Raw genomic sequence first — 25990 nt, forward strand, 5'->3', positions numbered from 1 at the left:
GGTGGAGAAGGCCGGGGCCTGAGCCCCCGCCAAATGAACCATCCGCGACACTCTCGACGCCCTGGACGACGTCGCCACCCTCACCAACGCCTATACTCCCTGAACCATCCTCGGCCTGCGCGGTGCGTCACGTCCGCACACGGCCCAGCGTGCACAGCCGGGGGAGCCTGACCTCTCCAAAATGATTTGCAGTGTTGGCACTTTCAGCGAATTCCAGGCGCGACGGTCTGCGCGGCGGGATGCGCAGTCGCAGAGCCTCGCCTTTCCGGGCATAGGTCCGTCGACAGCCATCCCTGTTCGCCAGGCCGTCGAGAACACGGCGGAGGAAAAAGGAAGCCCGGCCGCGCGCCAACCAGCGTGAAACATGACCGAGCAGAGGAGTTCAGCAGTGGTAGCTACCGAGCAGGATCAGTTCTTCCACACACTGATCCATTCGGCCCAGCGACTATCGTTCGACCCACGATGTCCGGAGCTGTACGAGCCGGGATCCGACGCCGATCAGCGCTATGGAATGAGCGCGCAGTGGTCGCCGCTGTTCGACACCCCGATCTGGGCGTCGATGTCGGAACAACAACGAATCCTGTTGACCCGCTGCGAAGTAGCGCAGTTCCTCGGTATCGCGATCTGGCTCGAAGTCGGACTACAGGTCGCGCTGCTGCGCGCCAATCACGGTGCCGACCCGGCTCGCCCCGACATCACGTTTCTGCTCAACGAATGCGCCGACGAGAACCTGCATTCGCTGATGTTCATCAAGGGCGTCGACAGCATCGGAGCACACTTCTATCCCCACGACCGGCTGCAGAAACTGCTGGGCCGGCTGTTCGCGATGTTCGCCTGGCACGAGGTCGCCTACGGGATCGTGCTGGCCGGGGAGGAAATCTTCGACGCCATGCAACGCGACTGGATGACAGACGGCACGGTCGCCGACGCGATACGCCGCACCTCCTACGTCCACGTCGTCGAGGAATCACGGCACATGGCCTTCGCCCGCCGCCGCATTCGCGACCAACTCACCACCATCTCGCGGCCACGACGGTTCCTGAGCACGATCGCCATCGCCGTCGGAACCCACGTCGTCGCCAAGAGCCTGATCAACCGGCGCGTCTACGAAGAACTCGGACTGCGCTGGCCGGAGGTGAAATCCGCGATCGACGCCAACGAGCACCACCGCATGATGTTCCGCTCGGCCACCGCCTCGTTCATCGAGTTTCTCCACCGCGAAGGCCTGCTCAACCGGGTCGCTCGACGTATCTACCGCGCCTCGAACCTGCTCTGACCTCTCGAAAGCGATTATGGCCCACGTCATCCTGGGACACTGTTGCAAGGACGTCTCCTGCCTGAATGCCTGTCCGCGCGACTGCATCCGCCCCCGCCCTGGCGACACCGATTTCGCCACCACGCCGACACTGCACATCGACCCGAACTCCTGCATCGACTGCACCGCCTGCGTCGACGCCTGCCCCACCTCAGCGATCAAACCCGACCACGCCCTCACCGCGACCGAACAACACCATCTCCGCCGCAACAGCGACTACTTCGCAAACACCGGGCCCCGCACCACACCCGGCCGGCGACCGACAACCCCTCTCCCCCGGCCTTCGAACGTCGGTGGTCGACGGCCCCGCATCGCAGTCGTCGGCGCCGGCCCCGCCGCCATGTACACCGTTCGTGAGCTGTTGCGACGGTCCAGCTTCGTCGACGTCACCGTCTACGAGCGCCACACCCACCTCGGTGGCCTGCTACGTACGGCCATCGCACCCGACACCGGCCTGAACGAAATGCTGAACCTGTTCGATGTTCCATTCGGCGACGACCGGGTCAACGTCGTCTACAACACCGAGATCGGCCGCGATCTCTCCCTCGAAGCCTTGCGCCGCCAGTTCGACGCGGTGGTCTTCGCGCACGGCGCCTCGATTCCCCGCCCGCTCACCCGATCCGACTCGACATTGCCCGTCGGCGTGTACGACGCACTCGATGTCCTTGCCGGCGTGAACAACCCATCCCCCACCGAGCCGCCGCCCCTCGGGCCGCATTGCGTCATCGTCGGCGGCGGGAACGTCGCCCTCGAGGTGATCAGACACCTCGCCCGCCAACACAGCACATCTCCGAGCATCGCCGCACTGACACAGGTGACCGTTCTGTCCCGTGCCTGCGCAGACCGGTCCGCATTCGCCACCCCCGCCATGCAGGACATCCTGGCCCTGCCCAATCTGTCGATACACACGACCAGAACCCTGGACCATGAGCCCGGCTCCGCAACCGGCCAACCGCTGAGATCGGCGATGGACCACCTCGCCGATCCGAACGACCGAGACGACACCCGGCTGCCAGTCGTGTTCCGCTTCGAACAGCACGTGACGAACATCGAGTCGACGAACACCGGCGAATTGACCGTGTATACGACCGGCGGGCACACGTTCCTGGCCAGCACGGTGGTTCGTGCCACCGGGTTCCGCACCGCACATATCGACGGACTCCCCGACACACACAACGGTCAGATCCTCAACCGAAACGGCAGAGTCATTTCTCCGGCAACCAGGGATCCTTTGCGCGGCGTGTACGTCGTCGGATGGGCCAAACGCGGTGCACACGGCGGAATCGGCGAGAACCGTGTCTGCGCCGCCGAAACAGTCGAGCAACTCGCGATCGACCTTCATCTGACCCGCCCGGCCCACCACAGGGGCACGGCCACGTGAGCTGGTTCGCACCCAAACCTCCACGCCGACACGATCATCCACGCGCTGAGGTGATCCATTGTGCCCGAGCCGCATTTCGCGCTGACCAAACCTGCCAGCACGGCCGCCCAGTTGCGGACGACCGGTGCAATCCCGCACAAGCCGTTGTCGAACAGCATTTTGGCGCCAGTTCCTCAGCCGTAGTGCACGTTCAGAACGGTTGGACGGCCGTTCATCCGCGACGTGGTCGAAGACTTCAGCGAGTGACATAGCCGGTCTCGGCGGCCACGGACCTCGAGGGTCGGGCTCAGGTGGCGTGGAGCCGGGCCTCAGCGATCGCGGTCCCTCGGCTTGACCGACCACAGAAGTGGCATCACCGCACGGCGGGCATGAGTTTCCTCGGGATGGATCGTGATGACGTCCAGTCGCTGGACCAGTGAGCTGGGTATCTGCCGTCGGTGAAATGCTCAGGTCCGGGAACGATGACCGCTTCCGCGTCGAGGCGGGTCGCCTGGGCCTTCAGCCGGGCCAGCGGCGGCCGGCCCGATTTCGGATCGTAGACGACCACCTCGGCCAGGTCGTAGCCGTAGCGCTCGGCGAGCCTCCGCACCTGTGTCTCGTCCCAAAGCTGGCCCATCTTGGACACATCCATCCGGAGATAATCGGGCATGCCTTCCAGAGTTGGGCTTCCCAGCAGCATTCGTCAGCGGTCCAAGGGCCGGGCACAGGCGAGGATCGCATCGACCGTCTCACCGACGGTGAGGTCGGAGCTGTCGAGCCACAGGCCGAGGGGCGGGGTTTCGGCGCGCAGGACGCTGTCCAGGTCGTTCACGGTGAAGGCCCCGTACGCGTTCTTCGGGCGGGCGGCCTCGCGCCGCGCCACCGCGTCCGGGCTCGGGGCGAGCACCACGACGTAGAGCGGATCGGTGCGGATCCGGCCGATCAGGTAGGGCAGCAGATCGCCGAGCACGACATCCTGCACCACCGCCGTGAACCCCGCCGCCGCGTAGGAGTCAGCCACCTCGGCGGCGAGGCGGTGCCGCAGGCGGAGCTGTTCGAGCGCTTCGGGACTCGGCTCGGGGGTCATGTCGGCGCGCCCGCCCACCAGAAAACGCCGGAAGATGTCACCGCGCACATGGGCCGAGCGCGGCAGCCGCTCGGCGAGGGCCTGCGCCACGGTCGATTTACCGGCGGCCTGAATACCGGTGATCAGATAGACGGCGGAGGATTCACCAGGACCGGGCATGATCCCGACGGTAACCGACGGGCCGCCACGCCCGCAGCGATATTTCCGCTCCCGGCGAGTCGCCCGGCTCTCCGGCCGTGAGTAACGGCGCTGAGTACTTCGGCGGATTCGGCGTGCCGCGTCGGTCAATACTGTTGCGGTGTCGGCATATTCGGGAGGAAAGGCGGCACGGCGATGAACTCTCCACACTGGCAGGGATCCGAGGCCTCGCGACGGGCGCTCGGGGCAGCCCGGGAACCGGGACGGCTGGCACGCGGCGGGGGCGGTGGCGGAGCCGGCGGCGGGTGCTCGGCGAGCACGGTCCTCGCACTGCTGATCGTCCTGACCGTCCTGGGTCTCGCCGCGCCGATCGCGTGGCGGATTCTCACCGAAGCCGGCCTCCAGCGCCGGCCGGCGCTTCGCTACGCATCGAGCCGTTCGCCCGCGCGGCACCGGCCGCCAGCTCCGAAACGGTACGGATACGCGGGTGATCACTTGCCGTATTCGGGCACACACGGAGCCCGGGTTCGCCTAGCGTGAGCGGGGTTGACGTCGAGAGGGGTCAAGAATGCGGGCCGGGATGCTGAGCGTGGCGGAGCTGGTGGCGCGGGTCGAGGCGGGAACGCTGGACACGGTGCTGGTGGCCATGACCGACATGCAGGGGCGATTGCAGGGAAAGCGTTGTTCGGCACGGTATTTCGTGGAGGAGGTACTGGATCGGGCAACGGAGGCGTGCAACTATCTGCTGGCCGTCGACGTGGAGATGACCACGGTCGAGGGCTACGAGATGTCCTCCTGGGACACCGGCTACGGCGATTTCGTGCTGCGCCCGGACCTGGGCACGCTGCGGCTGGTGCCGTGGTGGCCGGGCACCGCGCTGGTGCTCTGCGACGTCGAGCAGGTGGACCCGCACGGCCGGCCCGGGCAGCCCGTGGCCGCCTCACCCCGGCAGATGCTGCGCGCCCAGCTGGATCGCCTGGCCGAGCGCGGCCTGTCCGCCTATGTCGGCACGGAACTCGAATTCCTCGTCTTCGACGACACCTATGAGTCCGCCTTCCGCAGCGGCTACCGCGACCTCACCCCCGCCAACCAGTACAACGTCGACTACTCGATGCTCGGCACCGCCCGCATCGAACCGCTGCTGCGCCGCATCCGCACCGACATGTCGGGCGCCGGAATGTATGTCGAGTCCGCCAAGGGCGAATGCAATCCCGGCCAGCACGAGATCGCCTTCCGCTACGACGAAGCCCTGGTCACCTGCGACAACCACACCATCTACAAGACCGGAGCCAAGGAGATCGCCGCCCAGGAGGGCCGCAGCATCACCTTCATGGCGAAATACAATGAGCGGGAAGGCAATTCCTGCCACATCCACCTGAGCCTGCGCAACAGCGCGGGCGAGCCGGTCTTCGCCGAGGGCGACGACCCCTCGACCCTGATGCGCCACTTCATCGCGGGCCAGCTGGACTGCCTGCGCGAACTCACCTACCTGCTGGCCCCGAACATCAACTCCTACAAACGATTCCAGGCCGGCAGCTTCGCGCCCACCGCCCTGGCCTGGGGCCGCGACAATCGCACCTGCGCCCTGCGCGTCGTCGGCCACGGCCCGTCGCTGCGCCTGGAGAACCGCATCCCAGGCGGCGATGTGAACCCGTATCTGGCGGTCGCCGCGGCCATCGCGGCCGGTCTGCACGGTATCGAGCAGCACCTCCCGCTGGAGCCGGAGTTCCACGGCAACGCCTACCGTTCGCACCGCCCGCGCATCCCGCAGACCCTGCGCGAGGCCGCGCAGCTGTTCGGCGACAGCAAGATCGCCCAGAAGGCGTTCGGTCCGGAGGTGGTGCGGCACTACCGCAATGCCGCGCAGGTCGAGCTGGACGCCTTCGACGCGGCGGTGACCGACTGGGAGCGGATCCGTGGCTTCGAACGACTCTGACCCCGGCCGCCGGCCCGTCATCGGCTTGCCCACCTATTCCGAACGCACCCGCTTCGGCCACTGGGACGTCGACGCCGCGGTGCTGGCCCGCACCTATGTCGACCTCACCGAACGCGCGGGCGGCATCCCGGTCCTGTTGCCGCCCACCGGAACTCCGCGCCCCGAGCTCGTCGACCGCCTCGACGGCCTGGTGCTCACCGGCGGCGCGGACCTCGATCCAGCCCGCTACGGCGCGCCACCGCATCCCGCCACCGGCGGCCTGCGCCCCGACCGCGACGAGACCGAGTTCGGGCTCTTCGCGCTCGCCCGCGCGGCGGGCCTGCCGGTCCTGGCCGTCTGCCGCGGACTGCAATTGGTGAACGTCGCCCTGGGCGGCACCCTGCTGCAGCACGTCCCGGACGCCGTCGGGCACACCGACCACTCCCGCTCCCCCGGCGTCTTCACGGTCAACGCCGTGACCACTGTTCCCGGCAGCCGCCTCGCCGACATCGTGGGCTCCGAGGCGACGGCGCACTGTCACCACCATCAGGCCATCGGCACGCTCGCCCCTGGCCTCACCGCCACCGGGCACTCAGCGGACGGCATCATCGAGGCCGCGGAGACCCGCGACGGCCCGTTCCTGCTGGGCGTGCAATGGCATCCCGAGGAGAACCCGACCGACCTCCGCCTCATGCGGGCCCTGGTCGACCATGCGGCACAGTACGGAAAGGAGCGCACCCCGTGACAACCACCGACATCGTCAATCCCGCCACCGAGCAGGTGCTGGCCACCATCGCCGCGGCCGACACGGCCGCCACCGACGCTGCCATCGAACGCGCGCACCGGGCGACGGCGAGCTGGCGCGCCGTCGCCCCCGGCGACCGGGCGCGGCTGCTGCGCCGCTTCGCCGAGGCGGTGGACGCCGAGATCGAGCAGCTGGCCCGGCTCGAGGTCAGCAATGCCGGCCACACCATCGGCAATGCCCGCTGGGAGGCCGGCAATGTCCGCGACGTCCTGCACTACAGCGCGGGCATGCCGGAACGCCTGCTGGGCAATCAGATTCCGGTCCCGGGCGGCGTGAACATCACCTTCTGCGAGCCGCTGGGCGTGGTCGGCATCATCGTGCCCTGGAACTTCCCCATGCCCATCGCGGCCTGGGGCTTCGGTCCCGCGCTGGCCGCCGGGAACACCGTGGTACTCAAACCGGCCGAGCTCACCCCGCTCACCGCCATCCGGCTCGGCGAGCTCGCCGTGGAGGCGGGCCTGCCCGAGGACGTCTTCCAGGTGATCCCGGGTCGGGGCGCGGTGGTCGGGGCCCGCTTCGTCACCCATCCGGCCGTGCGCAAGGTGGTGTTCACCGGTTCCACCGAGGTGGGCAAGCAGATCATGGCCGGTTGCGCCGAGCAGGTGAAGCGGGTGACCCTCGAATTGGGCGGCAAGAGCGCCAATATCGTGTTCGCCGACGCGGACCTCGAGCGCGCCGCCGCCACCGCGCCCTACGGCGTCTTCGACAATGCCGGTCAGGACTGCTGCGCCCGCTCCCGGATCCTGGTGCAGCGCAGCGTCTTCGACCGCTTCCTCGGACTGCTCGAACCGGCGGTCCAGGGCGTACGGGTGGGCGATCCGTCCGACGAGTCGACCGAGATGGGCCCCCTCATCTCCGCCGCCCACCGCGACCGCGTCGCCGGATTCCTGGAACCGTCGACCAAGGTGGCGTTCACCGGCGCCCGCCCCGACGGCCCCGGATACTGGTTCGCCCCCACCGTCGTCCTCCCGTCGAGCCCCGAGGACCGGGTGCTCACCGAGGAGGTGTTCGGCCCGGTGGTGGCGGTGGTGCCCTTCGAGGACGAGGCCGACGCCCTGCGCATCGCCAACGACACCGACTACGGCCTGTCCGGCTCCATCTGGACCGGCGATGTCGGGCGGGCGCTGCGGGTGGCCCGCGGCGTCGAGGCCGGGAACCTGTCGGTGAATTCCCATTCCTCCGTGCGCTATTGGACGCCGTTCGGCGGATTCAAGCAGTCCGGCCTGGGCCGCGAACTCGGCCCCGACGCCGCGCGCGCCTTCACCGAGACCAAGAACGTCTTCCTCGCCACCGAGTAACCCGCCCCCTCATCGAAGGAGATACGTTGCAGCGCTTACAGGATCGAGTCGCGGTCGTCACCGGCGGCGGCAGCGGCATCGGGCTGGCCACCGTCCGGCGCTTCGCCCAGGAGGGCGCGAAGGTCGTGGTCGCCGATATCGACGCCACCAGCGGCGAGGCCGCCGCGGCCGAGGCCGGCGGGCTCTACGTGAAGGTCGACGTCACCGACGAGGAGCAGGTGCGGGACCTGTTCCAGGCCGCCGTCGACACCTACGGCGGCCTCGACATCGCATTCAACAACGCGGGCATCTCACCGCCGGAGGACGATTCGATCCTCACCACCGGCATCGACGCCTGGAAACGGGTGCAGGAGGTCAATCTGACCTCGGTGTATCTGTGCAGCAAGTACGCCATCGAGCACATGCTCGAACGCGGCCGGGGCTCGGTCATCAATACCGCGTCCTTCGTGGCCGTCATGGGCGCGGCCACCTCCCAGATCTCCTACACCGCCTCCAAGGGCGGCGTGCTGGCCATGAGCCGGGAGCTGGGAGTCCAGTTCGCGCGCCAGGGCATTCGCGTGAACGCGCTGTGCCCCGGTCCGGTCAACACTCCCCTGTTGCAGGAGCTGTTCGCCAAGGATCCCGAACGCGCCGCGCGCCGCCTGGTGCACATTCCCGTCGGGCGGTTCGCCGAGCCCGAGGAGATCGCCGCCGCCGTGGCCTTCCTCGCCAGCGACGATTCCTCCTTCATCACCGCCTCGCAGTTCATGGTCGACGGCGGTATTGCGGGCGCGTACGTGACGCCCCTGTAGCGCAACGGTTTTCGGGCGCTGCGGTTCAGGCGCCGACGGGGGCCTGGTCGACCTCCGGCGGCTCCTCCACGGTTCGTCTGGGCCCGGTGAACCAGCGCCGGGCCGAGACGAACCACCAGACGGCGATCGCGCCCACCACCCCGACCAGGGTGAGGGGCGCGTAATTCACCGCGTTCCAGGTGAATCCGTCCACCCACGGATACCCGTGATCGTCGGTCGGCAGGATGAACAGCACGCTGATGATCACGATCCAGATCAGCGCGATGATCCCGATCGGCCGATACCAGCGGCCCAGCTGCCATGGCCCGGCCTGGAATCGGTTGCCGCGCAACAGCCGCAGCAGCACCGGAATCCCGTAGGCGATGTACAGGCCGATGGTGGCCACCGAGGTGGCGGCGGCGTACGCGGTCGGGGCATTGGCGGCGGGCACCAGCATCGACGGAATCAGCAGGATGAACGCGAACACCGAGACGAAGAAGACCGCGTTCACCGGCACCCGGCGGGCCGACAGCTTCGCCCACAGCTTGGATCCCGGCACCGCGCCGTCGCGCGCGAAGGCGAACAGCATGCGGGAGGCCGCGGTGACCGAGGCGTAGCCGCAGAACAATTGGGCGACGGCGGCAATGATCAGCAGCAGCCCGGACCAGAACGAATTCAGCGAACTCTGCAGGATGTAGATGACCGGATAGCCGCTGTTCTTGGCCGGATCCAGCGCATCGTCGAGATTCGGGATCGCGAACGTGACCGCCATGATGAGCAGATACCCCGCGATGGCCGACACCACGATGGTGTTGATGATCCCCTTGGCCGCCATGCGCGAGGCGTCGTGCGTCTCCTCCGACATGTGCGCCGACGCGTCGTACCCGGTGAACGTGTACTGGGCGTGCAGTAGCCCGAGCAGGAAGCTGAACGCCACCCCGCCGAACCCGATCGCGCTGTTGTCCACGGTCTTGGTGAACACGAAGCCGATGCTCTGGTGGTGGCGCGCACCGAAACCCAGCACCACCACGAAGATGGCCACGCCGCCCACATGCCACCAGGCCGACACATTGTTGATGACCGCCGACAGATGCGGGCCGATGATGTTCAGCACCGCGTGCAGCACCAGAATCCCGGAGAACACCGCGAAGATGGCATTGCGGTCGGTCCCGATATCCCATCCGATGACATTCAGTACCACGGTGGTGAAGATGGCCGCGCCGTAATCGATGGCCGCGGTCACCGCGATCTGCCCGATCAGGTTGAACCAGCCGGTGAACCAGCCCCACACCGGCCCGCCCAGCTCCGACGCCCACCAGTACAGTCCGCCCGATGTCGGATAGGCCGAGGCCAATTCGGCCATGGCCAGCCCGACGAACAACACCATGATCGAAACCAGCGGCCAGCCCCACGCCATGGTGATCGGCCCGCCATTGGACAGGCCGATCCCATAACTCGCCAGGCCGCCGGTGAGAATCGAGACAATGGTGAAACTGATCGCGAAATTGGAGAATCCGGACCAGGATCGCGCCAATTCCTGTTTGTAACCGAGTTCGGCGAGCCGCCGTTCATCATCGGATCGAGGCTGAGTTGCGGTCATGCTAGCTCCCGAGTGAAAACGCCGCCCTCACACGGCGTTTGCCAGGAGCCCAGTGTGCGGTAATCCCGTGCCGAACCGCAGGCCAACGGGCAAATTAGTCGGCGATGGCCAGCCGCCCGGTCCGGACGAACTGCAGCTCACGCATCCGACCGCTGCCCTGGGCGAGGGCGGCCAGTTCCTTCTATAACAGTCGTTATAATCGGGGGACGGTACCATTGCCACCCAGCTGGAACCGCTCGTGCGGTCGTCGATTACCCGCGGCCGGACCTGAGATCCCCCGGCAGCCTGTCAGGTCCGGATCACGACCGGGGGTCCGTCCGAAACTCACCGCCGCATAGGACGACGACCACCCTGTCGGCTCCGATCCGAGGCCATGTCGATACGCGCCGCCTGCCGACGGCCAGCTCGGCGCGTCCTCACCGTCTATGCCCACATCGCCTGCCAACCGGCAGCCAAGACCGATAAATTCGGGGAATCAGGTCACGGCCGGCCCTCCCGACAGGAGAATTCCGTGTTCCCACCCACCGAGGACCCCCACCCCGAATACCACGACCCCAACGCGCCCGACACCCTGTACGCGACGAAACCGCCATGGGACATCGACCGCCCCCAGCCCGCCGTCACCGCCCTCGCCGAGGCCGGCGCCCTGCGCGGCCGGGTCCTCGACCTCGGTTGCGGCACCGGCGAACACGCGTTGCTCGCCGCCGGCCTGGGTCTTGATGCCACCGGGATCGACCAGTCCGCGCGGGCGCTCGAACTGGCCCGGCACAAGGCGGCGGAACGCGGCCTGCAGGCGCGGTTCGTGCGCCACAGCGCCCTGGATCTGGCCACCCTCGGCGAGACCTTCGACACCGTGCTGGACTGCGGCCTGTTCCACCTGTTCGACGGCGCGGACCGCGTCGCCCTGGTCGACGGCCTGGCCACGATCATTGCGCCGGGTGGACGCTACTTCCTGCTCGGTTTCAGCGATCGCCAGCCCGGCACCTGGGGTCCGCATCGCCTGAGCCGCCCCGATATCGAGTCCGCCTTCACCGATGGCTGGCGACTCGATTCCCTCGAACCGGCCACCCTGGATATCCTTCCCAGCCCGACCCCGGTGGCAGCCTGGCTCGCCGCCCTCACCCGGCAGTGATTCCCATGCCCGCACTCGAATCCCGCATCCCCACCGACCGATCGGCCCGCTACCTGCGTCAGTTCCGCACCCACGCCGAGGCGATGTCCTCCCCGCGCGGTCACCGCGTCCACGCCGGCAGTCCCGGGGCCGCCGGCGAGATCCACCTACGCGTCGAAGGCACCGACGCCCGCACCACAGCCCATTTCGACCCCTGGGGCCACTGCACCCTCACCGCCGAACCCGAGGCCCTCGTGATGCGCATCGACGCGACCGACGCCACGGCCCTGCACCGCATCCGCGACATCCTCATCCGCGACCTCACCCGCTTCGGCGGCGGTTCCCTCACCATCGACTGGCGGGATCCGGACTGACCGGCCTTCAGGCCAATCCGGCGCGCAGCACGAGAATCGCTATCTGCGTGCGGTTTTCGAGACCCAGCTTGGCGATGACACGGCTGATGTGCACCTTGACCGTGGACTCGCTCATGTGGAGGGTCCGGGCGATCTCGGCATTGCCCGCACCCGTGGCGACGGCCCGCGCGACCTCGCGTTCCCGATCGGTGAGCTGGGAGAGCTGGGCGAGCGCGTCCGGTTGCTGCGCGCCAGGACCTTGGGTGAAGGCGGTGAGCATGCGTTTGGTGATGGCGGGCGCGAGGATGGCGTCACCGGCGGCGACCACCTCGACGGCACGGGCGAGTTCGCGGGGCGGAGTGTCCTTGAGCAGGAAGCCCGCCGCCCCGGATTCCAGTGCGGCGTAGACGTATTCGTCCAGTCCGAAGGTGGTGAGGACGATCACCGCCGGCGGCGTGGGAAGGCCGCGGACCCGGCGGGTCACCTCGAGCCCGTCCACGTGCGGCATGCGGATATCGGTGACCACCACATCCGGGCGGTGCCGGTGCACCAGGTCCACGATGGCGCGGCCGTCGCCGTCCTGGGCGACCACCTCGATATCGCCGCCGGCCTCCAGAATCATGGCGATCCCGGAGCGCACCAGTTCCTCGTCGTCGAGCAGCACCACCCGGATCACGAAACCTCCTTCACCACATCGTCATTCGTCGGTCGTCAGCGGGAACGTCGCGTGCACCCGGTAGCCGCCGGCCAGCGGACCGGAATGCACGGTCCCACCGGCGAGTTCGACCCGTTCGCGCATGCCGAGCAGACCGAAGCCGGAACCCTGGGCAGCCAGGGCGGTCCGCTCACCGGGGCCGTTGCGGACATCGACGTCGAGACGATCGTCGGCGACGGTGAGCGCCACCCGCACCTCGGCCCCGGCCGCATGCTTGGCGGCATTGGTCAGCGCCTCCCGCACCAGTCGATGCGCGGCCCGGCCGACCGGTCCCGGCACCGGCGGCAGGTCCGGCGGCAGCGACAGGTCCACCTGTTGCCCGGCGGCGACCGCCTCGGCGACGAGTTCGGCAATGGCGCCCAGGTCGGGCACGGGCCGCAGCGGCGCCGCCTCCCCGCCGTCGCGGGCGCGCAGTACGCCGAGCAGCTCCCGCATCTCGGTCAGGGCGCGCGATCCGGTGGCGCGGATGGTGCCGGCGATCTCGGCGGGCTTGCCGTCGGCGGACACCTCGAGCGCCCCGGCCAGCACGGTGATCTGCGAAATCCGGTGCGCCACAATATCGTGCAGCTCCCCCGCGATGCGCAGGCGCTCGGCCTCCACCGCCGCCGCGGCGCGCAGGTCGCGTTCGCGTTCGGCCTGCTCAGCGCGTTCCCGCAGGGCCGCAAGGGTTTCGGCGCGCTGATTGGTCCACAGCCCCAGCAGCAGCGGCAGCGCGAGCCCGACCGTGACGATGACGCCACGGTGGAAGAAAAGCTCCCACCAGCCGCCCGCGCCCCAGGGCACCACCGCCACGATCACCGACGCGAGCGCCGCCAGCCAGGTCGGGCGGCGGTTGCCGTAGCGCCGGGCGACCGTGTAGATCGCCAGCAGCATGGGCGCGAACGCGCCGACCAGCAGCTGCCCGAGCAGCGCCACCCCGAGTACCGGCAGCGGCCGGAAGCGCCGCGCGAGCAGGGCGACACCGGCCACGACGGCCACCGGCGGGCCCGCGGCGGCGGGCAGCAGGCCGATCGCGGAGGTGTGCACCTCCTCGAAACCGGCCGCGCCGAACAGCGCGGCGAGCACGACATCGAGGATCACCGTGCCGATCCGTCGCGTCGTGCTCATTCCGGCAACCCTAGTCGTGCTCGCCATTCTCACACGTCACGGCGCGCGAGCAGCACGCGTCCGAGCGCCAGCAACACGGCCGCCACCAGCGTCAGCGGCAGTACCAGCAGCGCGGGATTCCCGGTGCCGGGCTGCACCAGCTGCCCGGCGGACAGGAAGGGCATCATCTTCGGGCTGACGCCGGCCAGCACCGCGCCGGTCTCCACCACGGTCGGGAAGCCGATGGCCACCACCATGGCGACGGTCGCATTACGGGTGACGGCGGCCATGCCCATACCGGCCAGGGCGGCGAGCGTCACGTACACGGGGACTGCGGTGAAAGCCCGTGCCAGATGCGAGGTTTCGGCGGGTAGCGTCGAGGTCAGCAGCTGCACGAGCACGGTCACGCCCACCAGCGCCAGGCCGTAGAGAGCGGCGAGCACGCCCACCGTGAGCGCCTTCGCCGCCAGGACCCGGCCCGGCCGGCGCACGGTGAGCACGGTGGTGGTGATGGTGCCGTAACGGTATTCGTGCCCGAAGGCATTGACCGCCACCGCGGTGGCGAACAGCGCGGCCAGCAGCAACGGCAGCCCCGAGACCGACGCGGCGAATTGCTCGCTCGGCGTGGCGTGGTCGCGGGCAGCAGACAGATAGGCGATGAAGCCCTGCAGGGCCAGGCCGAGCGCGAGCAGCGCCCAGGTGGAGCGCAGGGTGGCGAGCCGGGTCAGTTCGTAGCGGATGGCATTGGACATGAGCGGAAGTCCTGTTCGAGGTCAGGCGACAACGTGGCCGCGGTACTGGGCGGAATCGGCGGTGGCCTGGAAGTAGGCGTCCTCCAGGCTGGTGCGCGCCTGGGTCAGCTCGGTGATCAGCAGCCCGGTGCGCAGGGCCAGGGCGGCGACGCCTTGCCGGTCGTGACCTTCGACGGCCACGGTGCCGTCCGCCTCCACCCGGGCGCGGAATCCATGGCGGTTCAACGTCTTCGCCAGTTCCGCGGGCCGATCGGTGCGCGCCGTGATGCGGGGCGCGGAGTTGCGGGCGACGAACTCGCGCACCGATTCCGCGGCCAGCAGCCGCCCGGCGCCGATGACGACGAGCGAATCCGCCAGGTGCGCCATCTCGTTCAGCAGATGCGAGGAGACGAAGATGGTCCGCCCCTGGTGCGCAAGCTCTTTCAGCAGATCGCGCAGCCAGCGCACACCCTCGGGGTCCAGCCCGTTGGCGGGCTCGTCCAGGATCAGGGTGGCCGGATCACCCAGCAGCGCGGCCGCCAGACCCAGGCGCTGGTGCATCCCGAGACTGAACCCGCCCGCCCGCTTCCCGGCCACATCGCACAGGCCGACCAGGCCCAGCACCTCCTCGACCCGGCCCTCTCCGATGCCCGCCCCGGCGGCGATCATGCGCAGATGCCCGATGGCCGTGCGCTTGGGATGCACGGCGCGGGCATCGAGCATGACGCCGACCGACCGCAGCGGATCGGTCAGCTCGACGTAGGGCTGCCCGTCGAAAAGGGTGCGGCCGCTGCCGTGATCGAGGCCCAGCATGAGCCGCATGGTGGTCGACTTCCCGGCCCCGTTCGGACCGAGGAAGCCGGTCACCACGCCGGGCCGGACATCGAAGGACAGGTTGTCCACCGCCGGCACGTCCCCGTAGCGCTTGCCGAGCCCACGCGCCTGAATCATCCGTTCACCTCGCATCGGAAGGGCGACGCCCGTCGCGTCACCGTGTCTGCTCCGACGATTCCGGAGCGGCGCGGCGCGGCAATCAGCCGACAGCACACGGCGAGGTACCACTTTCGGCTTACGCCGGGGTCGATGAGTGCCGGCGGAACGGACGATGTTCGGCCTCGTCGAGCAGCTCGACGGCGTGTCCGCGGCACAGGGCGAGCGACTGCGAGAAGGCCAGCGCGACGGGGCATTCCGCGAGTTCGATCCGGTCGTCATGCTGATGGCCATCCGCGGCTCGGTGGACGCCGCCATCGCGCGCGCCGCCGCCGACCCGGCCTTCGACACCTCGGCCTGCGCCCAGGAACTCGCCGACATCTTCGACCGCGCCACCCGGAAGGACGCCTGATCATGGCGCTGCCCGCGACCACCCTACAGACCCCGGCCCCGACCAGAAGCGCGCGGCCCTGCGCAAACACACTGCGCGCCAGGTGATCCTGGAACTCGTCCTCCCCTCGGCGCCTATTACGCACTGCGCGGCGCGGGCGTCAACCCCTGGCCGGCACTGGTGGCGCCCGCCCTGGTCACCCTCCCCTTCCTCGCCTACGACGCCGTCCGCCACCGCCGCGTCGACGCCATCGCCCTGTTCACCCTCACCATGATCGTGGCCGGCACGGTGGTTTCCCTGGTCACCGGCGATCCGCGCACCCTGCTGGTCCGGGACAGCTGGCTGTTCGGGGCGCTGAGCCTGTGGACGCTGGGCACGCTGCTCACCCAGCGGCCCATGATGCGCAGCTTCGCCCGCACCATCGTCACGGTGAAGATCGGCGAGGCGGGATATCGGGAGTGGGATGCACGCTGGGACAACGACTCCCGCTTCCGCCATCAATTGCGCGTGCTGACCGCGGTGTGGGGCACGGTATTCACCCTCGACGCCGTCGTTCGGGTGGCCTTCGCCTGCACACCGCCCCTCGACGCCGTTCCCCTGGCCACCACGCTGCGATGGCTCGTGGTCCTCGCCGGGCTGATCACCTTCCACATCGTCTACGTCACCCGCAACGGGCTGAAGGTCTGAAAAACGGAAGGATTTGCCGGTCGCTGAGACGAATTGACCGCCGCGGTGGCCGAAAATTGTGTCAGCCCCCTCGACAGAACTTCTGCCATTGCGCCGTAAAGTGATACGTTTTCTCTATGGCCGGTTCGGCCGATAACACTTAATGCGCATCAGGGAGATGCCGTGTCCAGAGCTGTGAAAGCGACCGCCGCATGGGTTTGCGGGGGAATTCTCGGGATTGTTGCCGGTTTGTTCGAGGCGGCGGGCGCGTACGCCGACGACGCGGGCGGTCCCGCCCAGGTCGGCGACACCGTGTATTTCAGCATGGGCGAGTGGAACTGTTCGATCGGCGCGGCCGGCGCGGTGGGGTGTGATCTGACGGTTCCGGCGGCCACCATGAATGTGCTCTATGCCGGGGCCCAGGTGCCGTTCTCGAATGTGCCTGCCATTTCCATCGATTCGACCGCGCTGCCCGCGCATCCCGAGTGGAATTCCAACGGCAGCCACACCCTCGCGGGCGGAAATCCGGGTCTGGCCCCCATCGCGCAGGTGAGCGGACACGATCCGCAGTTCTCGATTACCCATGCCGGCGCGACCTGTCAGATCACCTTCAATGGCTCGGCCGTGTGCACGTCGATGGGGCACGGGTTCAGCCAAAGGGGACCAGTGCCTTTCGGCTACTGATCCCCTTCGAATCACGTGATTACCGGTACCAGACGCCGGAATCCCAGTCGCCGTAGTCCCAGACATTGAAATCGTAACGACCATGCGCTCCCCCGAAGAGGTAACCCCACCAGCCGGCCGAAGTGTCGCAGATCTGGTCGTCGTGGTTGCACACCGTCAGAACCGGGAAATCGCCGAACCAGTCGTCGACGCCGGCCAGCGGATAGCCGATGATCCCGTTGCCGGGAGTCGAGGACAGTCCGCCCCAACCCGGGCCGGGGGCCCGCTTGGGATCCGACAGCAGAATGGCATTGGCATTGTCGACGTCCTGGTGTGCGGTGACCCAGGCGTGCACGATGCCGGCGCCCTCACTGTGCCCGATCAACCGGATGTGGTCGCCCGGGCATTCGTTGCGGTGCTGCCAGAACAGTCGGTCCAGTTCATTCAACCCCGACATCGGGTCGGCGGAGTTGTATCCGACTGGCTGATCGACGTACGGGATGAAGATGGACGAGGTGTTGTCGCCGAGTCCGCCGATGCCGATCGCCCAATCACCGGTGCAGACATCGGCATTGGCCTTCGGGGCCGCCAGGTGCGTGATGGAAAAGAGGATGGCCAACAGTAATGCGGCGAAGAGCGCCGTTGCTCTACGCATGGTCGTAACTTTCTTTATTTGTGTAACCTCCGGGTCGGGCCCGGCTTGCGCATGATGTACCCAGAAATTGCTGGGGTTCTTGATTTCTGGCGAAACAGTTACACACGCACTGCTTTTGTTGGCCGTACCGCGATGTCAGCGGGGCCGCGTGTGCACGACCCGGCCAGCTTGCCGGGCATTGACACGGAGACGTTCGGCCATCGGTCGCACAGCGCGCGGGTCAGTCGCGTCCGAATCCGGTGTGCCGGTGCGAAACTCCCGTATCCGAGGACGCGCTGCGCGAAATCGGCAATGCCGCCCGGCTCAGTCGCGCAAGCGGACCAGGGCGATGGGGCACTCGCTGCCGTGCAGCAGCGCGTGACCGGTCGAGCCGAGCGCCATACCGGGATAGCCACGGGTGCCGTGACTTCCGACCACCAGCAGTTGCGCACCGGCGGCGGCATCGAGCAGAACCCGGGCGGGACGTCCTTCCTTCACAACGGATTTCACCTCGACGCCCGGGTAGTCCCGGGTATTGCGATCGAGCATGCGCGTGAGCAGCTGGACCGCGTCGTCGTAGGAGCGGGTGTCGCTGTCTCCGGACACCTCCCACGCCTGGACCGCGATCAGCGGCACGCCGCGCCGGGAGGCCTCGTCGAAGGCGATCTCGAGTGCACGGACGCTGTGCGGCGACCCGTCCACGCCGGCCACCACGGGCAGGTCCGACAGCCCGTCCGTCTCACCGGGAACCACCACCACCGGTCCCTGCGCATGCCGCGCCACACCGGTGCTGACCGACCCGAGCAGGCTGCGGTGATAGGCGCTCATCCCGCGCACGCCGACCACCACGTAGTAGGCGGTGGCGGCGAGCTCCGCCAGCACCATGACGGCCGGGACATCGACTAGGAAGGTGCGGATATCGCGAATCTCGCGGTCCCCGGCGGCTTTCCGCGCGATCTCGGCGGCGGCGTCGAGGGCGGCCTGGGCGGTATCGCGCAGCCGATCGTGCAGCAGCCGGACCGGGCTCTCGTCCAGGGGCGATTCGCCGCCAGCGGGCACCGCGAACACCAGGTGCAGGGCCGCGCCGCGCAGGGCCGCGTCCACGGCGGCCCAGCGCACGGCGTGCAGGGCGGACTCGGACGCGTCGACACCGACCACGATCGGCCGGTCGAGACTGTGAACAGGCACCGCGTTCGGCCTCCCTCCGGGTGGACAGAACCTTCCGCGGGCGATCCTACGAGCCGACCGGACGGTCTCCAGGTCGACTCGCCGTGGGCAGTCCGACGATGAACAGGGGCTGATCGGGGTACATCTGGGTGGACTGATCCCGCAGGATCTGCCACAGCAGCGCATACGGTTCACCGGTCTCGAAGTCGCGCAGGCGCATGACCGTCGGCGCCCCGGTGAGGCTGTAGTGCTCCTCGGTCCACATGCGCCGGAAGATCTCGAAGCGGCCGAACTCGGTCAGCAGCCGGGCATCGTCGGCGGCCTCGCCGACGATGGCCATCACGCCGCGCAGCGTGGCGATCGCACGCCGCAGATCGGACTCCCAGGCCGGCAGCACCGCACGCGCGGCCGGATTGGTGAGCATCCACCGCAGATAGTTGCCGTCCTCGCCGACGCCCGGGAAGGTGCGCAGATGAGCAGTATTGGCGGCCAGCACATTCAGATACCGGTCCAGGTAGGCCGCGGGGTGCGGGAGGTGGGCGGCGAGAATGCCCGGCACGTCCGCGGCGATCGGCCCGCGGGCCGCGGCCGGGTGCTGCGGCAGGGCGGCCAGTTCGAGCAGATGCCGGTATTCGACCGGGGTCACCGGGCCGACCTTGTGCAGATAGCGCACCATGGCCGTCAGCACCTGCTCGGTCGGGTGGTCGCGGTCGCCGCGTTCCATGCGCGTGATGTAGCTGATGCTGACACCCGAGCCGAAGGCCAGCCGCTCACGAGAGACGCCGCGTCGTTCCCGCAGCCGCCGCAGCGTACTGCCGAAGCTCGGTGGTTCCACCCGCCCGAACATCGACCCCGAGTCGCCGAAAGTTCCGTCACTCATATCCCACCCCGGAAAACACTCCACCCGCCTGGATGGACCTCGATCAGTGGCTACTGCCTAGCAGCCTGCACTCCTGTCGGCAAATCGAGTATCCGGAACAAATAGGGGCAGGGCAGCGAATTCCCGGTATCGGGACCGGCTCACTCGCCACCGGCGGGCGCGGCGACGGCCGCCGAGGCGGCGGGAAGGTCTCGGCGCGAACGATATTCGCCCCGCCAGCGCAGGAAACCGAGCACCACGAGCAGGAAGAACAGTCCGTAGACCGCGCCCGAGGCGTACAGGCCGGATTTCATCGCGAGCGGCACACCGACCAGATCGACGAGCATCCAGATGATCCAGAAGTCGGTCAGGGCCCGGCTCTGCGCGAAGGTCGCGATGGCGCTGCCGACGAAGACATAGGCATTGGCGCACGGGGACCAGGCGATGTGCAGCCAGCCGAGGTGGGCGAACGCCTCGGCCACCGCGACCGTGCCGACCGCCAGCAGGGCCAGCAGCGTCAGGCGTTCGCGGCGGGTGGCGGGCCGGACCATCAGATCCCGGTGCTCGGAGGTGCCGCGCCGCCAGGCCAGCCAGCCGTAGCCCGCGAGCCCGATGAACAACAGCTGCTTGAGCGCGTTGCCGGGCACGTGGGCGTGCACCGACGCCGCCAGCAGCAGGATCGCGCCGGCCAGCTGCACGGGCCACGTCCACATGGTCTTGCGCATGGCCAGCCACACCACTGCGAGGGACAGCAGATTGCCGATGGCGTCGGTCCAGAGGATGTGTTCATCGAACAGGTCGAATCCGGTGTTCACCGGGCCTCCTCCGCTGCCTGCCGAGCACAGCTGCCGGATCCGGGTCCCGGGGCGTGCGTTCTGTCGTCGTGCGGAACCACCGTGCCACATACCGATATTCCCGCCACCGCCCCTCCCCGATCGGGGACCGGTGCGGCACAGGCATGGGCCGCCAGCCTTGATGCCGATCGCCCGGCGCGGTGAGGGTCCCGCGTCGAAAAGGCGCGCGGTGCGCGGCGGATCTACGACGTTCCAGCCGACCGGGATGATCAGATCGATCGCGGACCGGACATTCGACGATGCGAATTGCAGCCAGATGATGGATCCGTGGTGGATTCCCGCTGACTTCACGCGGCGGAATGACCTTGTGCGCCCGCGTGAGTACGTTGGCGAATATGCGCACCGAAGGTGATTCCTGGGATATCAAGACCAGTGTTGGATCCACGGCATTGTTCGTGGCGGCCGCCCGGGTGCTGGGTGGCCGCGCGATCGATGCGCCGGCGCACGATGAGTTCGCCGAGCTGTTCGTGCGGGCCGCGGGCGGGGAATGGGCCGAGCTGCTGGCGGGCCGCTTGCCCGAACACCCGCTGCTGGCACCCGAGTTCGGGGTGCAGTTCCAGCAGCATCAGATCTCTCGCACCCGATATTTCGACGATTACATGGCCGCCGCCTCCTATGCGGGGGTGCGTCAGGTGGTGATTCTGGCGGCCGGCCTGGACTCGCGTGCCTACCGGCTGGCGTGGCCGGACGGCACCGTGATCTACGAGCTCGACCGCCCGCAGGTGCTCGACTTCAAACGGGAGACGCTCGCCGCGGCCGGGCACCGGCCGCGCGCCGAGCGGCACGAGGTGGCGGTCGATCTGCGCGAAGACTGGCCGAAGGCCCTGCGCGACAGCGGATTCGATCCCGCCGCGCCGACCGCATGGCTGGTGGAGGGCCTGCTGATCTATCTGACGCCGGCTGCGCAGGACCAGCTCTTCGATGCCATCGCCGGGCTCAGCGCGCACGGCAGCCGGGTCGCCATCGAGCAGATGGATCCGCTGCCCGCGGAGTCGGTCGCCGAGATGACCGGGGAGGGCGAGACCGGCTCGGACTGGGTGGGCATGATCTACAACGAGCCCCGCAGCGACGCCACCGAATGGTTCACCGCCCGCGGCTGGACCGGTCAGCGCGTCAATCTCACCGAGTACATTCACGACCTCGGCGGCACTCCGCCCGACAATCCGCGACAGCAGTCGCTGATCAATCTGGTCACGGTCATCCGGCCCTGACCCGGCTCGGCCCGGATCTCGCGCGGTCCTGGTATCACAGCGGCACGCTGTCGAGGGCCGCGCGCATTTCCGCGAGCACCAGCGGAAGTTCTTCCGGGGCAGGCGATCCCAGCGCGATGCGCAGCCCGTGCGGCACGTGCGCGGTGGTGGCGAACGTCTCGGCGGTGCAGACGCGAATGCCGCGCCGGGACAGTTCGGCGGCGATCCGGTCCATGCGCTGGTCCGGATCGATGGGCAGCCACGCGAAGAACGAGCACGGGTGGGCGATCGGATTCCGATCGCCGAGCTCCTGATGCAGGATGCGCTGATGCTCCTGCGCGGCAACGCGACTCGCCTGTTCGAGAGTGCCGACGGTGCCGTCGGCGAGCCAGCGGGTGGCCAGGGCGCTGGTCAGCCCGGGCGGACCGGCCATGGTGGCGCGCAGGGTGCGGGCCAGGGCGGGCGCGGCCATGGGCGGGTGGACCAGCATGCCGAAACGCAGTCCGGCCGCGACGCTCTTGGACAGGCTCGACACCCAGAAGGTGCGCTCCGGGGCGATCGCCGCCAGCGGTGGCGGGGCCGGATCGGCGAGAAAGGCGTAGGCGGCGTCCTCGATCAGGAACAGATCATGCCGGCGCGCAACGGAAACGAGCGCTCGCCGCCGGTCGCTGTCGATCACCCAGCCGAGCGGATTGTGCAGGGTCGGCATCGTATAGAGCGCGCGCACCGGCCTTTTCGCACACAACCGCGCCAGGGCGTCGGGGTCCGGGCCGTTCCCGGCCGCCGGAACCGGTGCGAGCGTGAGCCTGTGCGCCTGGGCCAGCAGCTTGAATCCGGGGTAGGTGAGCTCGTCCACGGCGATCACGTCGCCGGGTGAGAACATCGCTCGCACAACCAGATCCAGCCCGTGCTGCGCCCCGGTGGTCAGCACCACCCGCGCCGGATCGACCTCGAGACCCCGCCGGCCGAGGAACCCGGCGATCGTCGCGCGATCGTGCGGCCGCCCACCCGGCGGCTGCTGCCGCAGCAGGGCGTCCAGATCGCCGGAGGCCGCCAGGTCGCGTAAACCCGTGCGCAGCAATTCCTCCCGACGCGGCGACAGCGGCTGGGTGAAGGCCAGATCCGCCCACACCGTCTCCGCGCCCGGCCCGTACGCGGCCGCGGCCAGCCGCACCGACCGATCCCGCACGAAGCTCCCCCGCCCCGGTTCGCCGACCACCAGCCCCGCCCGCTTCAGTTCCGCGAACACCCGGGTCGCGGTGGCCACCGCGATACCGTGCTCGGCGGCCAGCTGCCGATGCGTAGGCAGGCGCTGTCCCGGCGCCCAGCGCCCGTCCCGGATCTGCCCGGCGAGGGCGGTGGCGACATCGGTGTAGGTCCGCATCTTCCGACTGTACCTAGGACAATTTCTTGATCGTCCTGCCCCGGCGTCCTACCGTCCGTTCCCATGACGATCGTGACCACCGAAGTGCCCGCCCTGGACTACCTGCGCGCACAGCTCGACGGCACCGGGACCGACGGCCTGACCTGCCAATTCCATTACCCCACCGCCATTTCCCGCACCCTGGGCATCCGGCTGGTGGCCATCGACCCCGGCCGCGCCACCGTCGAGCTGGACACCGATCCCGCCCGGCACGGCAACCAGCAGGGCACCGTCCACGGCGGTCTGCTCACCGAACTGGCCGATGCCGCCATCGGCACCGCCCACTCCACCGTCGTGGGTCCCGGCGAAACGTTCACCAGCATCGATCTCCGCGCGGTCTTCCTCCGCCCGGTATGGCAGGACACGCTGCGCGCCACCGCCTTCCCCACCCACTCCGGCCGCACCATCACCCACTACCAGTGCGATATCACCCGCGCGGACGGCAAGCCGGTCGCCACGGTGACCAGCATCGTGACCACCCTGCGAGGCGAACGCTCCCACGGCCGCTGAGTATTGGAGAATTCTGCCGAGTATCGGAGAACCTATAGCTGACATAGGCCGATCTATTGGCAGCCGGATACAACAGCTTCCTAACGTGGTCGCCGGGACGAGCTGACGAAACCCCGGCCTTACCGAACCGTGTCGCGGTAGCGTTGTGACAGCATGGGCGGGAAGGCGAGGTCGGCGTCCATGATGCGAATCGACAAGGCCGAGGACAGTTTTCGCAGGCGCTCGCAGCCGTCTGGTCCTATCACCTCGTAGCGGTGGGTCGACAGTTCGTCGGTGCGGGTCTCGATCGCTGCGCGGCGCGCGGCGCCGTGGGTGCTCAGGGTGAGATCGCTATCGGTGAGCCAGTTACGGTCGCGCAGTGCGGCCACCCCGCTCCAAGGGTGGAGCGGACCGGGTGAAGAGCAGAAAATACCAGGTGGCGCAGGCTATTTGCGTGCGCCGACGATCCGCAGCGCGAGATCCACGTAGTAGTCGCCGATCTCCTCGGGCGACAGCGGACCGCCCTCCCGGTACCAGCGCGCGAGGTCGATGCCCAGTGAGAGCAGCGCTACCGCCGCCATGCGCGGATTCGGATTGTCGAACACGCCCGCGTCGACCCCGCGCTCGATCAACTGCCGCATCTCGGTGTCGATGACGTGGCGGATCTCTTTGATCTCGCGCTGATGCTCGGGGCTCAACGCGGCGAGTTCGTAGTTGATGACCCGGGCCACGGTGTGCGCTCGGGCGTGGTGAATCGCGAATTGCCGCATGACCGCGACCAACTGCTCGACCGGGTCGTCCGAGGCGGCCACCGCCTCCCGCATCCGCTCGAGCGTGTCCAGGTGCCCGGTGTGCGAAACCTGGTAGAGCAGCTCTTCCTTGGAGCGGTGGTGGACGTAGATGGCCGCCGTGCTCAGTCCCGCGATCGAGGTGATGTCGCGCGTGGTGGCGCCGTGGAAGCCGCGCTCGGCGAAGGCGGCGACCGCGGCGTCCAGTAGTCGGGCCCGCGTCTCGTCCGCGCGCGAGCGATCCTCTGATTCGGTCACCTGAACAGTCTTACATCAGAGCGCGAGCACCAGTTTTCCGGTGTTGCCGCCGGTGAACAGCAGATTCAGCGTCTCGCCGAAATGCTCCACCCCACCCTGCACGACATGCTCCCGGCTCTTGATCCTGCCCTCGGTCAGCCACTTCGCGATGTCCGCCACCGCCTCGCCGTAGCGGTCGGCGTAGTCGAAGACCACGAAGCCGGTCATGGACGCCCGGAACACCAGCAGCGACATGTAGCGCGACGGCCCGGGCCGCAGCTGGTCGTCGTTGTAGGCCGCGATCGCCCCGCACAGCACGATGCGGGCCCCGCGGCGCAGATTGGCCAGCGCCGCATCGAGAATCTCACCACCGACATTGTCGAAGTAGATGTCGATGCCCTTCGGCGCGAGCTCCCGCAGCCGCTGCAGCACGTCCTCACCGCGGTAGTCGATCGCGGCGTCGAAACCGAATTCCTCGGTGAGCAGCCGGCACTTCTCCGCTCCACCGGCGATCCCGATGACGGTGGCGCCCTTGGCCTTCGCGATCTGGCCGACCACGCTCCCGACCGCGCCCGCCGCCGCCGAGACCACCACGGTCTCACCAGCTTTCAGCTTCCCGACCTCCAGGAGCCCGAAATACGCTGTCATGCCGGGCATTCCGAGCGCACCCAGCCAGGTCGGCCCGGGCGCGACGCCCAGGTCGACGTGCTGCACGCCGCGGCCGTCGCTGATCGCGTACTCGGTCACCCCGAAGGTGCCGCTCACGGTGTCGCCGACGGCGAAATCGGGGTGGGTGGATTCGACGACGGTCGCGATATCCAGCGACCGCATCACTTCGTCCAGCCCGACCGGCGGGAGGTAGGAGCGCACGTCGTTGAGCCAGCCGCGCATGGCCGGATCGAGCGAGATGAAGTCGATCTTGACCAGGATCTGCCCCGTGCCGAGCGGGGGCAGTTCCTCGGTGGTCACCTTCCAGGTGCCGACGCCGGGCAGTCCGGTGGGGCGCTGGGCCAGCCGTACCTGCTGTGTCTTCGTCATGGGGGTCTCCTCAGATCGCGCCCTGGTCGGGGTCGCCGGCGGGCAGCGGTTCGAAGACCTGCACGTCCGGCGGTGCCGCGAGGGCGTTGGCCAGGGCCGCGCCGACTTCGCGCAGAGCCGCGCCCTGGCCGTGTTCGCGCAGCGCGTCCCGGGACGCCCACTTCTCGATCATGACGAACTGCCCGGGGTTCTTGGCATGCCGGTGCAGCGCGTAGCGCAGGCAGCCGGGCTCGGCGTGCACGGCCGGAGCGGCCGCGCGCAGGGTCTTCTCGACCAGGTCTTCCTGGCCGGGCTTGGCGATCATGGTCGCGACGACGACGCAGGGGTCGGCCATGGGATCCTCCTCGGAGAATGGATGGTGTCGAAACTCGTTGCGG

Annotated in this window: 28 protein-coding genes and 1 pseudogene; 13 read left to right on the forward strand and 16 right to left on the reverse strand. The window is 68.6% G+C overall.

Going from position 1 to position 25990, the window contains the following annotated elements; translation table 11 throughout:
• Positions 1 to 388: 388 nt before the first annotated feature.
• Both AB0L60_RS38100 and AB0L60_RS38105 read left to right on the forward strand, forming a co-directional pair.
• Entirely contained in the window at positions 389 to 1276 is an 888-nt protein-coding gene (locus AB0L60_RS38100) for a diiron oxygenase (RefSeq protein ID WP_364624558.1), read from the forward strand.
• A 16-nt stretch (positions 1277 to 1292) separates the two neighbouring features.
• The gene (locus AB0L60_RS38105) at positions 1293 to 2696 is read left to right on the forward strand and encodes an FAD-dependent oxidoreductase (protein ID WP_364624560.1); all 1404 of its coding nucleotides are present in this window, start codon (positions 1293 to 1295) and stop codon (positions 2694 to 2696) included.
• Between the two features lie 352 nt (positions 2697 to 3048).
• Here AB0L60_RS38105 and AB0L60_RS38110 read toward each other — a convergent pair whose 3' ends face one another.
• Both AB0L60_RS38110 and AB0L60_RS38115 read right to left on the reverse strand, forming a co-directional pair.
• Entirely contained in the window at positions 3049 to 3345 is a 297-nt protein-coding gene (locus tag AB0L60_RS38110; protein WP_364624562.1) for a hypothetical protein, read from the reverse strand.
• A 33-nt stretch (positions 3346 to 3378) separates the two neighbouring features.
• The gene (locus tag AB0L60_RS38115) at positions 3379 to 3921 is read right to left on the reverse strand and encodes an AAA family ATPase (protein ID WP_364624564.1); all 543 of its coding nucleotides are present in this window, start codon (positions 3919 to 3921) and stop codon (positions 3379 to 3381) included.
• A 547-nt stretch (positions 3922 to 4468) separates the two neighbouring features.
• Between AB0L60_RS38115 and AB0L60_RS38120 the strand changes: the two genes are divergently transcribed.
• Genes AB0L60_RS38120 through AB0L60_RS38135 form a run of 4 tightly spaced genes read left to right on the forward strand, consistent with a single transcriptional unit; the run spans position 4469 to position 8709 of the window.
• Positions 4469 to 5836, forward strand: coding sequence for a glutamine synthetase family protein (locus AB0L60_RS38120; protein ID WP_364624566.1), 1368 nt, complete (start codon positions 4469 to 4471; stop codon positions 5834 to 5836).
• On the forward strand, positions 5817 to 6560 hold the full coding sequence (locus AB0L60_RS38125; protein ID WP_364624568.1) for a gamma-glutamyl-gamma-aminobutyrate hydrolase family protein: 744 nt from the start codon (positions 5817 to 5819) through the stop codon (positions 6558 to 6560). The genes AB0L60_RS38120 and AB0L60_RS38125 overlap by 20 nt, the downstream gene beginning before the upstream one ends.
• A complete protein-coding gene (locus AB0L60_RS38130; RefSeq protein WP_364624570.1) occupies positions 6557 to 7918 on the forward strand; it encodes an aldehyde dehydrogenase family protein in 1362 nt (453 codons plus the stop codon). Before AB0L60_RS38125 ends, AB0L60_RS38130 begins: the two co-directional genes overlap by 4 nt.
• A 26-nt stretch (positions 7919 to 7944) precedes the next feature.
• Positions 7945 to 8709, forward strand: a complete 765-nt coding sequence (locus AB0L60_RS38135; RefSeq protein ID WP_364624572.1) for a 3-oxoacyl-ACP reductase — start codon at positions 7945 to 7947, stop codon at positions 8707 to 8709.
• Between the two features lie 25 nt (positions 8710 to 8734).
• On the opposite strand, the gene AB0L60_RS38140 is transcribed toward AB0L60_RS38135, so the two are convergent.
• On the reverse strand, positions 8735 to 10288 hold the full coding sequence (locus AB0L60_RS38140; RefSeq protein WP_364624574.1) for an amino acid permease: 1554 nt from the start codon (positions 10286 to 10288) through the stop codon (positions 8735 to 8737).
• 511 nt (positions 10289 to 10799) lie between these two features.
• Between AB0L60_RS38140 and AB0L60_RS38145 the strand changes: the two genes are divergently transcribed.
• Both AB0L60_RS38145 and AB0L60_RS38150 read left to right on the forward strand, forming a co-directional pair.
• A complete protein-coding gene (locus tag AB0L60_RS38145; protein WP_364624576.1) occupies positions 10800 to 11420 on the forward strand; it encodes a class I SAM-dependent methyltransferase in 621 nt (206 codons plus the stop codon).
• Between the two features lie 5 nt (positions 11421 to 11425).
• The gene (locus AB0L60_RS38150) at positions 11426 to 11773 is read left to right on the forward strand and encodes a DUF2218 domain-containing protein (RefSeq protein ID WP_364624578.1); all 348 of its coding nucleotides are present in this window, start codon (positions 11426 to 11428) and stop codon (positions 11771 to 11773) included.
• A 7-nt stretch (positions 11774 to 11780) separates the two neighbouring features.
• On the opposite strand, the gene AB0L60_RS38155 is transcribed toward AB0L60_RS38150, so the two are convergent.
• From AB0L60_RS38155 to AB0L60_RS38170, 4 genes are read right to left on the reverse strand one after another with little or no spacing between them, the layout of a single operon-like run.
• Entirely contained in the window at positions 11781 to 12428 is a 648-nt protein-coding gene (locus tag AB0L60_RS38155) for a response regulator transcription factor (RefSeq protein ID WP_364624580.1), read from the reverse strand.
• A 21-nt stretch (positions 12429 to 12449) separates the two neighbouring features.
• Entirely contained in the window at positions 12450 to 13574 is a 1125-nt protein-coding gene (locus AB0L60_RS38160; RefSeq protein WP_364624582.1) for a histidine kinase, read from the reverse strand.
• Between the two features lie 29 nt (positions 13575 to 13603).
• Complete coding sequence (locus AB0L60_RS38165; RefSeq protein WP_364624584.1) at positions 13604 to 14305, reverse strand: ABC transporter permease; 702 nt, start codon at positions 14303 to 14305, stop codon at positions 13604 to 13606.
• 21 nt (positions 14306 to 14326) lie between these two features.
• The gene (locus tag AB0L60_RS38170) at positions 14327 to 15235 is read right to left on the reverse strand and encodes an ATP-binding cassette domain-containing protein (RefSeq protein WP_364624586.1); all 909 of its coding nucleotides are present in this window, start codon (positions 15233 to 15235) and stop codon (positions 14327 to 14329) included.
• A 154-nt stretch (positions 15236 to 15389) separates the two neighbouring features.
• Here AB0L60_RS38170 and AB0L60_RS38175 point away from each other — a divergent pair, with 154 nt between their 5' ends.
• From AB0L60_RS38175 to AB0L60_RS38185, 3 genes and pseudogenes are all read left to right on the forward strand, one after another.
• Positions 15390 to 15626: a hypothetical protein gene (locus AB0L60_RS38175; protein ID WP_364624589.1), complete on the forward strand. Its 237-nt coding sequence runs from the start codon at positions 15390 to 15392 to the stop codon at positions 15624 to 15626.
• A 111-nt stretch (positions 15627 to 15737) separates the two neighbouring features.
• A pseudogene (locus tag AB0L60_RS38180) lies at positions 15738 to 16292 on the forward strand (VC0807 family protein); the annotation flags it as partial.
• A 162-nt stretch (positions 16293 to 16454) separates the two neighbouring features.
• Positions 16455 to 16955: a hypothetical protein gene (locus AB0L60_RS38185; RefSeq protein WP_364624591.1), complete on the forward strand. Its 501-nt coding sequence runs from the start codon at positions 16455 to 16457 to the stop codon at positions 16953 to 16955.
• A gap of 19 nt (positions 16956 to 16974) precedes the next feature.
• Here the strand turns inward: AB0L60_RS38185 and AB0L60_RS38190 are convergent, their stop codons facing one another.
• From AB0L60_RS38190 to pnuC, 4 genes are all read right to left on the reverse strand, one after another.
• A complete protein-coding gene (locus tag AB0L60_RS38190; protein WP_364624593.1) occupies positions 16975 to 17589 on the reverse strand; it encodes a cutinase family protein in 615 nt (204 codons plus the stop codon).
• Positions 17590 to 17892: 303 nt separating this feature from the next.
• Positions 17893 to 18756 carry a universal stress protein gene (locus AB0L60_RS38195; RefSeq protein WP_364624595.1) on the reverse strand — a complete coding sequence of 288 codons (864 nt, stop codon included), beginning with the start codon at positions 18754 to 18756 and terminating at the stop codon, positions 17893 to 17895.
• Positions 18757 to 18802: 46 nt separating this feature from the next.
• On the reverse strand, positions 18803 to 19615 hold the full coding sequence (locus AB0L60_RS38200) for a helix-turn-helix transcriptional regulator (protein ID WP_364624597.1): 813 nt from the start codon (positions 19613 to 19615) through the stop codon (positions 18803 to 18805).
• Positions 19616 to 19755: 140 nt separating this feature from the next.
• Positions 19756 to 20409 (reverse strand): nicotinamide riboside transporter PnuC, encoded by a 654-nt coding sequence (pnuC, locus tag AB0L60_RS38205; RefSeq protein WP_364624599.1) that lies wholly within the window; start codon positions 20407 to 20409, stop codon positions 19756 to 19758.
• 374 nt (positions 20410 to 20783) lie between these two features.
• Here pnuC and AB0L60_RS38210 point away from each other — a divergent pair, with 374 nt between their 5' ends.
• Entirely contained in the window at positions 20784 to 21659 is an 876-nt protein-coding gene (locus tag AB0L60_RS38210) for an SAM-dependent methyltransferase (protein WP_364624601.1), read from the forward strand.
• Between the two features lie 34 nt (positions 21660 to 21693).
• On the opposite strand, the gene AB0L60_RS38215 is transcribed toward AB0L60_RS38210, so the two are convergent.
• Positions 21694 to 23022: a PLP-dependent aminotransferase family protein gene (locus AB0L60_RS38215; protein WP_364624603.1), complete on the reverse strand. Its 1329-nt coding sequence runs from the start codon at positions 23020 to 23022 to the stop codon at positions 21694 to 21696.
• Between the two features lie 63 nt (positions 23023 to 23085).
• Between AB0L60_RS38215 and AB0L60_RS38220 the strand changes: the two genes are divergently transcribed.
• Complete coding sequence (locus tag AB0L60_RS38220; protein ID WP_364624605.1) at positions 23086 to 23571, forward strand: PaaI family thioesterase; 486 nt, start codon at positions 23086 to 23088, stop codon at positions 23569 to 23571.
• A gap of 119 nt (positions 23572 to 23690) precedes the next feature.
• Here the strand turns inward: AB0L60_RS38220 and AB0L60_RS38225 are convergent, their stop codons facing one another.
• Genes AB0L60_RS38225 through AB0L60_RS38240 form a run of 4 tightly spaced genes read right to left on the reverse strand, consistent with a single transcriptional unit; the run spans position 23691 to position 25947 of the window.
• The gene (locus AB0L60_RS38225; protein ID WP_364624607.1) at positions 23691 to 23939 is read right to left on the reverse strand and encodes a hypothetical protein; all 249 of its coding nucleotides are present in this window, start codon (positions 23937 to 23939) and stop codon (positions 23691 to 23693) included.
• A 57-nt stretch (positions 23940 to 23996) separates the two neighbouring features.
• The gene (locus AB0L60_RS38230; protein WP_364624609.1) at positions 23997 to 24596 is read right to left on the reverse strand and encodes a TetR/AcrR family transcriptional regulator; all 600 of its coding nucleotides are present in this window, start codon (positions 24594 to 24596) and stop codon (positions 23997 to 23999) included.
• 15 nt (positions 24597 to 24611) lie between these two features.
• Entirely contained in the window at positions 24612 to 25613 is a 1002-nt protein-coding gene (locus AB0L60_RS38235; RefSeq protein ID WP_364624611.1) for an NADP-dependent oxidoreductase, read from the reverse strand.
• Positions 25614 to 25623: 10 nt separating this feature from the next.
• Positions 25624 to 25947, reverse strand: coding sequence for a putative quinol monooxygenase (locus AB0L60_RS38240; protein ID WP_354840073.1), 324 nt, complete (start codon positions 25945 to 25947; stop codon positions 25624 to 25626).
• Between the last annotated feature and the right edge of the window lie 43 nt (positions 25948 to 25990).

This window comes from Nocardia sp. NPDC051981 (assembly GCF_040680715.1).
Taxonomy (GTDB): domain Bacteria; phylum Actinomycetota; class Actinomycetes; order Mycobacteriales; family Mycobacteriaceae; genus Nocardia.

Bases quoted from the DNA above. Each gene is read 5' to 3' on its own strand.
- AB0L60_RS38220 (WP_364624605.1), top strand. From the start codon at position 23,086: ATGACGATCGTGACCACCGAAGTGCCCGCCCTGGACTACCTGCGCGCA.
- AB0L60_RS38165 (WP_364624584.1), bottom strand. From the start codon at position 14,305: ATGTCCAATGCCATCCGCTACGAACTGACCCGGCTCGCCACCCTGCGC.
- AB0L60_RS38170 (WP_364624586.1), bottom strand. From the start codon at position 15,235: ATGATTCAGGCGCGTGGGCTCGGCAAGCGCTACGGGGACGTGCCGGCG.
- AB0L60_RS38200 (WP_364624597.1), bottom strand. From the start codon at position 19,615: ATGAGTGACGGAACTTTCGGCGACTCGGGGTCGATGTTCGGGCGGGTG.
- AB0L60_RS38175 (WP_364624589.1), top strand. From the start codon at position 15,390: ATGTTCGGCCTCGTCGAGCAGCTCGACGGCGTGTCCGCGGCACAGGGC.
- AB0L60_RS38120 (WP_364624566.1), top strand. From the start codon at position 4,469: ATGCGGGCCGGGATGCTGAGCGTGGCGGAGCTGGTGGCGCGGGTCGAG.
- AB0L60_RS38235 (WP_364624611.1), bottom strand. From the start codon at position 25,613: ATGACGAAGACACAGCAGGTACGGCTGGCCCAGCGCCCCACCGGACTG.
- AB0L60_RS38140 (WP_364624574.1), bottom strand. From the start codon at position 10,288: ATGACCGCAACTCAGCCTCGATCCGATGATGAACGGCGGCTCGCCGAA.
- AB0L60_RS38105 (WP_364624560.1), top strand. From the start codon at position 1,293: ATGGCCCACGTCATCCTGGGACACTGTTGCAAGGACGTCTCCTGCCTG.
- AB0L60_RS38110 (WP_364624562.1), bottom strand. From the start codon at position 3,345: ATGCCCGATTATCTCCGGATGGATGTGTCCAAGATGGGCCAGCTTTGG.
- AB0L60_RS38160 (WP_364624582.1), bottom strand. From the start codon at position 13,574: ATGAGCACGACGCGACGGATCGGCACGGTGATCCTCGATGTCGTGCTC.
- AB0L60_RS38215 (WP_364624603.1), bottom strand. From the start codon at position 23,022: ATGCGGACCTACACCGATGTCGCCACCGCCCTCGCCGGGCAGATCCGG.
- AB0L60_RS38210 (WP_364624601.1), top strand. From the start codon at position 20,784: ATGCGCACCGAAGGTGATTCCTGGGATATCAAGACCAGTGTTGGATCC.
- AB0L60_RS38115 (WP_364624564.1), bottom strand. From the start codon at position 3,921: ATGCCCGGTCCTGGTGAATCCTCCGCCGTCTATCTGATCACCGGTATT.
- AB0L60_RS38240 (WP_354840073.1), bottom strand. From the start codon at position 25,947: ATGGCCGACCCCTGCGTCGTCGTCGCGACCATGATCGCCAAGCCCGGC.
- AB0L60_RS38150 (WP_364624578.1), top strand. From the start codon at position 11,426: ATGCCCGCACTCGAATCCCGCATCCCCACCGACCGATCGGCCCGCTAC.
- AB0L60_RS38190 (WP_364624593.1), bottom strand. From the start codon at position 17,589: ATGCGTAGAGCAACGGCGCTCTTCGCCGCATTACTGTTGGCCATCCTC.